General features: G+C 41.2%; 9 protein-coding genes. 2 read left to right on the top strand and 7 right to left on the bottom strand.

What is annotated here, in order from left to right:
- Positions 1-136: 136 nt before the first annotated feature.
- From NWP21_RS12805 to NWP21_RS12780, 6 genes are all read right to left on the bottom strand, one after another.
- The gene (locus tag NWP21_RS12805; protein ID WP_280793015.1) at positions 137-319 is read right to left on the bottom strand and encodes a hypothetical protein; all 183 of its coding nucleotides are present in this window, start codon (positions 317-319) and stop codon (positions 137-139) included.
- Positions 309-599, bottom strand: coding sequence for an ATP synthase subunit I (locus NWP21_RS12800; protein WP_271732531.1), 291 nt, complete (start codon positions 597-599; stop codon positions 309-311). Before NWP21_RS12800 ends, NWP21_RS12805 begins: the two co-directional genes overlap by 11 nt.
- 25 nt (positions 600-624) lie before the next feature.
- The gene (locus NWP21_RS12795; protein ID WP_280793014.1) at positions 625-945 is read right to left on the bottom strand and encodes an AtpZ/AtpI family protein; all 321 of its coding nucleotides are present in this window, start codon (positions 943-945) and stop codon (positions 625-627) included.
- Positions 929-1,333, bottom strand: a complete 405-nt coding sequence (locus NWP21_RS12790) for a F0F1 ATP synthase subunit epsilon (RefSeq protein ID WP_280793013.1) — start codon at positions 1,331-1,333, stop codon at positions 929-931. Before NWP21_RS12790 ends, NWP21_RS12795 begins: the two co-directional genes overlap by 17 nt.
- A 78-nt stretch (positions 1,334-1,411) precedes the next feature.
- Entirely contained in the window at positions 1,412-2,806 is a 1,395-nt protein-coding gene (atpD, locus tag NWP21_RS12785) for a F0F1 ATP synthase subunit beta (protein WP_280793012.1), read from the bottom strand.
- Positions 2,807-3,094: 288 nt separating this feature from the next.
- On the bottom strand, positions 3,095-3,856 hold the full coding sequence (locus tag NWP21_RS12780; protein ID WP_271732527.1) for a circadian clock KaiB family protein: 762 nt from the start codon (positions 3,854-3,856) through the stop codon (positions 3,095-3,097).
- A 611-nt stretch (positions 3,857-4,467) separates the two neighbouring features.
- Here NWP21_RS12780 and NWP21_RS12775 point away from each other — a divergent pair.
- Both NWP21_RS12775 and wecB read left to right on the top strand, forming a co-directional pair.
- The gene (locus tag NWP21_RS12775; RefSeq protein WP_271732526.1) at positions 4,468-4,842 is read left to right on the top strand and encodes a hypothetical protein; all 375 of its coding nucleotides are present in this window, start codon (positions 4,468-4,470) and stop codon (positions 4,840-4,842) included.
- Positions 4,843-4,972: 130 nt separating this feature from the next.
- The gene (gene wecB, locus NWP21_RS12770; RefSeq protein ID WP_280793011.1) at positions 4,973-6,094 is read left to right on the top strand and encodes a UDP-N-acetylglucosamine 2-epimerase (non-hydrolyzing); all 1,122 of its coding nucleotides are present in this window, start codon (positions 4,973-4,975) and stop codon (positions 6,092-6,094) included.
- On the opposite strand, the gene NWP21_RS12765 is transcribed toward wecB, so the two are convergent.
- The gene (locus NWP21_RS12765; protein WP_280793010.1) at positions 6,080-6,940 is read right to left on the bottom strand and encodes a peptidoglycan-binding protein; all 861 of its coding nucleotides are present in this window, start codon (positions 6,938-6,940) and stop codon (positions 6,080-6,082) included. The two genes, wecB and NWP21_RS12765, sit on opposite strands and share 15 nt — an antisense overlap.
- Positions 6,941-7,282: the final 342 nt, after the last annotated feature.

Here is a 7,282-nt window from a genome sequence, read left to right as displayed (position 1 = left end):
GCAAAAATAAGGTGTAGATGTCTAGATTGCATTGTGCTGTCGAGGGTTTAGTAATTTCTCTCATTCTCCCATACCCATTACTAGACGACCCTTATTTATCAATGCACTATTTTGTTATTCTGTCAATGCGTAAGTCCTATATAATTATTTCTAGGCAGTTTTGCCAAGGTGAAATTGGTGGTTTCACTTTTAGGTTACGAGTGATCATCCAAGATACCACAACTAAGAGAATCATTACCAGCCAAGTAAATGCAATGGTGGCATTAATCTTGATGAATTTCCACTGCCAAAAAATTAGATTATCAGGACTAATTTCCATAGTTAGATTCCTGTTTTTGTTGCCAAAAATGCATGAAGATGATACGTGAGAGTAAGAACCCTAATAGGGCAATTAGGACTCGTTGCCAGTTTCCATCCATAATCAGATATAATCCGAGTATAGTGATACTGAGGCGACCAAATAAACTACCGACAATTAACCGAAATGGCCATTGGGTTGTGGGTATTTGTCTTACGGTTAACCATAAACTCACAAAATAGAAAATTCCCAAGGTAAATCCCAATGGTAAGGCGATGAATAGATATAAAATATTGTTCATGATGTTAGTTAATTTTTTTCTATCTCTATTGATTTGTGCTTTCCTGTTGTACCCAGAACCAGGCGTTGAGACAGCCGAGTATCAGCCCTATAAATAGCATCATTAATGTCCAGGAGTATTGGCTAGTCCATGTTTTATCAATCCAAATGCCTAGGGCAATACCAAGTAATGTGGGAATGGTGATCGACCATCCCACAAGACCGATCATACCTAGATTAAACCATATACTTTCGTCTTTTTGTCTTTGCGCTGCCAGCTTCCGGGCTAATTTTATTTTAATCTGCTGTTGAAATTCTCTGTCTGATTTATGGCGTTTTTTTGGTAATGATTTATGTGGGTGCTTCACTGTTTGCACTTCCTACTTTTACAAGACCACGCATAAAACTAATTTCTAATTTAGCTGCGGCGGAACGCGCCATTTTTTGTTTTTCATTCAATTTTTTAAATTCTGTTTCTACTGTTTGTTGTAATGTTTCTAAATTATTACCTCTGATGGCTTGTCTAGTTGATATCAGGACTTGGTTACCACATTTGACTAAAATTCCTTGATCTACAGCCAGAAAATTTTCTTGCCCTTGTGGTGTTACAAAGGATAATATACTGGGGACTAGGGCAGTTACAAAGTCTATATGATTTGGTAGTATGCCAAAAGCGCCGTTTTCAGCTTCGGCGTTGATTTTGGCTGCTGGTTCTTCTAAAAGAATCTGTGTAGGGAGGAGGATTTTTATTTTCATACTTATTATATGGGATAATAAACCACTAAGTACACAAAGCCAGAGTAGATAACAAGTTAGTTAAGAAATAATTAATTATTAATTATTTCTTAATTCATCAACTGTACCAATCATGTAAAGTGAGCGCTCTGGATGATCATAAAATTCATCATTGAGAATGCGATCGCATCCTGCAAGTGCAGCTTCTAAACTGACTAGTTTGCCTTGTTTCCCTGTAAACTGTTCTGTACTGAAGAAAGGTTGAGTTAAAAATCTTTCTAGTCGTCTGGCGCGGTTGACTGTTTGGCGATCACTAGCTGAAAGTTCTTCTATGCCTAAAATGGCGATAATATCTTTAAGGTCTTCGTAGTTTGCTAAGGTTTGTCTCACAGCTTGAGCTATCTGGTAGTGGTGGTTTCCCACTATTGGCGGTGTCAGCATTTTCGAGTTGGACTTTAAGGGGTCAACTGCTGGATAAAATCCCTCACTAGCACGTTTACGAGACAGCACAAGTGATGCTGATAAATGACCAAAGGTGTGCACTGCTGCGGGGTCAGTAAAATCATCTGCGGGAACATATACAGCTTGTACGGAGGTAATGGCGGCGCTGGGGGTGTTGGCGATGCGTTCTTGTAATTGAGCTAGTTCTGTTTCTAGGGTGGGTTGGTAACCAACCCGGGAGGGGATGCGCCCCATTAAACCGGAAACTTCTTGTCCCGCTTGGATAAACCGAAAAATATTATCAATCAATAAGAACACATCTTGTTTAAGATCATCGCGGAAATATTCAGCCATGGTCAGCGCTGCTTGTCCTACACGAAATCTCGCCCCGGGGGGTTCATTCATCTGACCAAAAATCATGACAGTATTCTCTAATACCCCAGCCTCTTGCATCTCTCGATAGAGTTCTTCTGCTTCCCTGCTTCGTTCACCAATTCCACAAAACAGACTAATTCCGTGATACTCCCTGACTATGTTGTGAATCATCTCAGTAATCAAGACAGTTTTACCCACACCTGCACCGCCAAATAATCCTGCCTTCCCACCTCGTTCTAAAGGTGCGAGAATATCAATAGCTTTAATCCCAGTTTCCAAAATTTCTGAATTTGTTGACTGCTCAATTAGGGGTACAGGGGACTGATGAAGCGATCGCCATTCTCCGCCGGATATCTCTTGTTTGCGATCAATTGTCTGGCCAAAGACATTGAACACTCTCCCCAGCAGTCGTTTTCCCACTGGAACCTGTAGGGGATGTCCCGTATTGGTTACCAAAGAACCCCGGGCTAAACCTGATGTTGGTGTCAAAGCAATTCCGCGCACGGTCTGATCGTCAATGTGACTCATCACCTCTATGACCACGCTGTAATTTTCCCCCGCTAACAACTGGGTATAAACATCGGGAAGCTGTTGAGAAAATAGAATATCAATAATACTCCCGCGAACGGAAACAACTTGACCCTGATTAACTGGACACCAATCTACAGTTTGCTGCATCAATTTAATCCCTGGGAATTATTTCTATCTTTCTGCTCGTGGCGTAGTTATCTACTTGGTGCTTCCTGAAAAACACCAGATATTCACACTCCCCTGTGTCAACACACATTCATCGTTGATTCTAGCAGTGGAGGCGAGTTGACTAATATGCTGCTTAACAATCAATTATACCATACCTGTTAACCCACCCTGACAAATAAACTCTTTGCTGTCTCCACTCCAGATGTGGCTCTTTCGACGGTCGGGATGTCCTCTTTTAGTTAGATGAGTGAAAATGTTTTTTTAGTGTTAATATTGTTTATCTGTAGCGCCTAACATCTGTAACAGTTTGTCTACATTATCTATATCCCCAACAATGCGCCGAATTGGTTGCGGCCAAACCTTAACCAGAGTGGGTGTGGCAGAAACTTGATCAATTTCCGCCTGTTCTGGATTGGTTAAAACATCAATCACTTTCATGGTGTAAGGATACCCCAGCGATCGCTCCAAAAGTCCATGGAGATTCTGAAGAATGCGTTGTGTGTTCAAACTATGTCCAGCCACAAACAGCCGCAAAACATAACATTCTGCTTGTAACTGTAAGCTTTGTGTAAGGTTCATAGGTATATCAGACTGTACTTGAGCTTGGGAGGAGTCCAAATTGACTATTAAATCATGGTCTTGCCAAAGTTGGGGAAAGGTGGAGCGATAAGTTGCTAAGACCATATGATCGCACAATCCCTCTTGCCAAGGTGCTGTTTGCCAAACTAAATCCGTGCCAAAAATGGCATTCAGTAGAGCCTGATGTCGCATAACAGATGGATAGGCTTCAGCAAATGTTCTGACTTGGTGAGTATGTGGATCTAACCACTGGTCAATAGTTGCAGTATAGCAAGGCACTAAAAAATGTGGCGGTTCTGGTAAGTCCAAGATTTCCTGCAAAGCCGCACATAAATGTAAATGCCATCGCCCCTGCTTGTTAGGGTCGATGCAGTAAATTAAATCCCCTCCTGGTGTAAAAAGGGCAATACCTTTAAACAATTGCGGTTTTGATAGTTTATCAGTGATCAATTTAGTTACAGGGTTGAGGGAGAACAAAACTTACAAGATTGTTTTTACCCTGTATTCTACCTAAAGTTATCCCCACAGAAACCATGTGACTTGATCAAAAGCAATAACCCCCAGTCATTTTATATATTTTTCTGATTTTTTGGCTCATATATAGCTGCTGCACAAAATACCGTATAATCTATCGCTTTTTTAGTTATTTTCAATACTCAATAATATTTAGCTAAATCCACGTTAGATTTGCCGGTTGCGTTTGCAGCCGGCAACACTGAGGAGCTTTTCAGTCTTTTATGAGAATTATGAGAATTAGTAGTAACCTTGATAAGAAATGTTAAGTAAGACTGAATTTAAAACTGGGAAAAAACTGGCATAGCCAAGTCATATTCTGAAGTATTCCCGAAGATAGAGGCCAGAAACTAGGTGGCAAATCACGAGGGAAATTGAGCTTACACTCATCTTTATCAAAAATGAAGTGTAAAGTTTAGTAAATAAATGCTCATCTTATGAAAAGCATTCTATATACTTAAACTTCAATTGAACAATTCAGTTAAGTCGTTAAAAACGATATATGACTGAAATGAAAACCTTGCTGTATATTTTTGGGAGGAAAAGTCATGGTTTCGGCTAAAGGCTCTAATCTAGGAAAGACCTACTCCTTGATGATCAAAAGTTTTTTGATTTGGACGTTCACATTGGCAGTATGCTTGTTGGTTGTCGGTTTTCCATTAGTCTTTTTAATGGCTACGGTCGGATGCTTATTGTCAATTGTCTTGCAATCTGTAATGCCTGTTAGTGCGGTTTTGCTGGTATCAGGCGGTTTAATTATGTTGAACGTCCTGGGAGTAATGATCGCTGCTGGCGTGTTGACTGTTAAAGGTGTACACCCCAATCAAGTCAAGTGGTTGAGCTGGTTACATGGAGAAGGAGAGCAAATACAGACCTCTTCTGTATACGCTGCTTGTCCTTTAACGTGTGAAATTGAGGTATAGTTCGTTCTGATCAATTCGACAAACAGAGCATCTGCCCGGTTAAGCCGGGTTTTTTCATGTTTAATTTCTCGATCTTGAATATAGGATTGCTATAGTTTGTAGTGATCAGGTAATGATATATTCTGCAAAAATGACTATTAAAAAGAAAGTTGGCATTATTTTAGGTACACGTCCGGAGGCGATTAAACTGGCTCCTGTCATTGAAGTATTTCAAAATTCGCCAAAATTTGACTTACAGGTAATTTTAACTGGACAGCATCGCGAGATGGTAGAGCAAGTGATGCAGTTATTCAACCTGAAGGCTGATGATGATTTAGAAATTATGCAGCCCCAGCAAACCTTAAATGATATTACTTGTCGCAGCTTACAGGGATTAGAAAAATTATTTCACAAAAGTCAGCCGGAATTAGTCATAGTTCAGGGAGACACTACGACAGCTTTTGCCGCTGCTTTGGCAGCATTTTACCAAAAAATCCCCGTTGCTCATGTAGAAGCTGGGTTAAGAACTGACGAGTTATGGAATCCATATCCAGAAGAAGGGAATCGGCGGCTGATTTCTCAACTCACCCAGTTACATTTTGCGCCTACTCCCTGGGCGGCGGAGAACTTGCAACGTTCTGGCGTTTTGGGAACAATTCACATCACAGGTAACACTGTTATTGATGCACTATTAAATGTAGCTGCAACTAAACCCGCCTGTAATGTACCGGGTTTAAATTGGAATTCATATCGTACCTTGCTAGCAACAGTTCATCGGCGGGAAAACTGGGGAGAACCATTACAAGCGATCGCCCAAGCATTTTTACAGATATTAGATAAGTTTCCTGATACAGCCTTGGTGTTACCATTGCACCGTAACCCCACAGTGCGAGAACCATTACAAGGACTATTAGGGAATCATCCCCGCATCTTTTTAATTGAACCTTTAGATTATGCCGAACTAGTGGGGGCAATTGGGCGATCGCATTTCTTGTTAACTGACTCTGGTGGTTTGCAAGAAGAAGCCCCAAGCCTGGGAAAACCAGTATTGGTTCTGCGAGAGACTACAGAAAGGCCAGAGGCTGTAACTGCTGGTACAGCCAAACTTGTAGGAACCACAGCGCAGAAAATTGTTCAAGCAGCCGCAGACTTACTAAGTAACCCCAAGGTCTATGACGCAATGGCCAACGCCATCAATCCTTATGGAGACGGTCACGCAGCCGAACGCATCTTAGAAATTGTGCAAAATTATTTTGAATTAACGCCCCAATAAAGCCCTGCGAGTTTGAGAACCGACCATACCATCAATAGGTAAGTTATTGCGAGACTGAAATTGCCGAACTGCGCGAGCAGTTACCGGGCCATAATATCCCGTGGGTTGAACACCTAAAGCTCTTTGAACTTCTCTGACAGATGCGCCTCGAGATCCTAATCTCAGATTAACTCCTCTCCCCTGAGAACTTCTGTAAGTATTCCCAAATAAAACCCTACGAGTTTGGGGACCAACAATACCGTCAACAGGTAAGTTATTCCGAGCCTGAAATTGTCGGACTGCGCGAGTAGTGACAGGTCCATAATATCCCGTAGGTTGAACACCTAAAGCTCTTTGAACTTCTCTCACAGATGAACTACGAGATCCAAACCTCAGACTAACTGAGCTACCAACACCACGACTAGTAATATGAGTGTTACGACGACGATAATTTGGTGTTCTGCTAATCCATCTCGCAGAAACAAATCTATTGCGAGACAGCTTAGAAAAACCATTGATAATTTGCCCATCCCTGATTTCCGTACCATTGGGAAGACAGTCTACAATTCGAGAGTTGACGCTAGGCTGTTCACGGACACTCAGACAACTGCCGTTAGTACTGACGTATGATCTTGCAGATGTGTGAGCGTGGCTGACTGTACCAAAAAATATACTAAGCCCAGCTAAAAATAACCAAGCAGAAGATTTAAGAAAATTTAGCCCGTATAATTGCTTCTCGGAGAAATTATATTCTGTAGCTGTAACCACTCCAGAAGGCATGAAGAGTTTTTTCCACTCAAACTGAAAGTTAGGAACATGATCCTCATTTGCTTCTTCGTTGGCCATAAACATATGTGAATAAGCCATGTAGTCCATAATTGCTCCTTTGTGCAATCAATTGAGAATTTGTCCAGAATTTTTGCAGCGGGGGATTTAATTTTTCTGTAATTTCAATTACCTTCACAATTGCGATTCTGGGGAGTCAAAAGGATTAAACCCTGCCCTGAAGGTCTAATGCGTTACCCACATATTTCTTGAGGTTCTCGAAAGGATTTCGATAATTGGAAATTTATAGCAACGGACATATTGGTTAGGACATCATCATTATGGTTTTAAGGGAACAGGGAACAGGGAACAGGGAACAGGGAATAGTGAGTAGGGAATAGTGAGTAGGGAATAGGGAATAGGGGATAGGGGATAGGGAATAGT

It is taken from the genome of Anabaenopsis sp. FSS-46 (assembly GCF_029891665.1).
GTDB classification, from domain to species: domain Bacteria; phylum Cyanobacteriota; class Cyanobacteriia; order Cyanobacteriales; family Nostocaceae; genus Anabaenopsis; species Anabaenopsis arnoldii.
This window is presented reverse-complemented; position numbering and strand designations above follow the sequence as displayed.

What these genes read in the sequence shown, in the direction of transcription:
- NWP21_RS12765 (WP_280793010.1), bottom strand. Translation starts at nt 6,940, where the DNA reads ATGGCTTATTCACATATGTTTATGGCCAACGAAGAAGCAAATGAGGAT.
- NWP21_RS12775 (WP_271732526.1), top strand. Translation starts at nt 4,468, where the DNA reads ATGGTTTCGGCTAAAGGCTCTAATCTAGGAAAGACCTACTCCTTGATG.
- wecB (WP_280793011.1), top strand. Translation starts at nt 4,973, where the DNA reads ATGACTATTAAAAAGAAAGTTGGCATTATTTTAGGTACACGTCCGGAG.
- NWP21_RS12805 (WP_280793015.1), bottom strand. Translation starts at nt 319, where the DNA reads ATGGAAATTAGTCCTGATAATCTAATTTTTTGGCAGTGGAAATTCATC.
- NWP21_RS12790 (WP_280793013.1), bottom strand. Translation starts at nt 1,333, where the DNA reads ATGAAAATAAAAATCCTCCTCCCTACACAGATTCTTTTAGAAGAACCA.
- NWP21_RS12800 (WP_271732531.1), bottom strand. Translation starts at nt 599, where the DNA reads ATGAACAATATTTTATATCTATTCATCGCCTTACCATTGGGATTTACC.
- atpD (WP_280793012.1), bottom strand. Translation starts at nt 2,806, where the DNA reads ATGCAGCAAACTGTAGATTGGTGTCCAGTTAATCAGGGTCAAGTTGTT.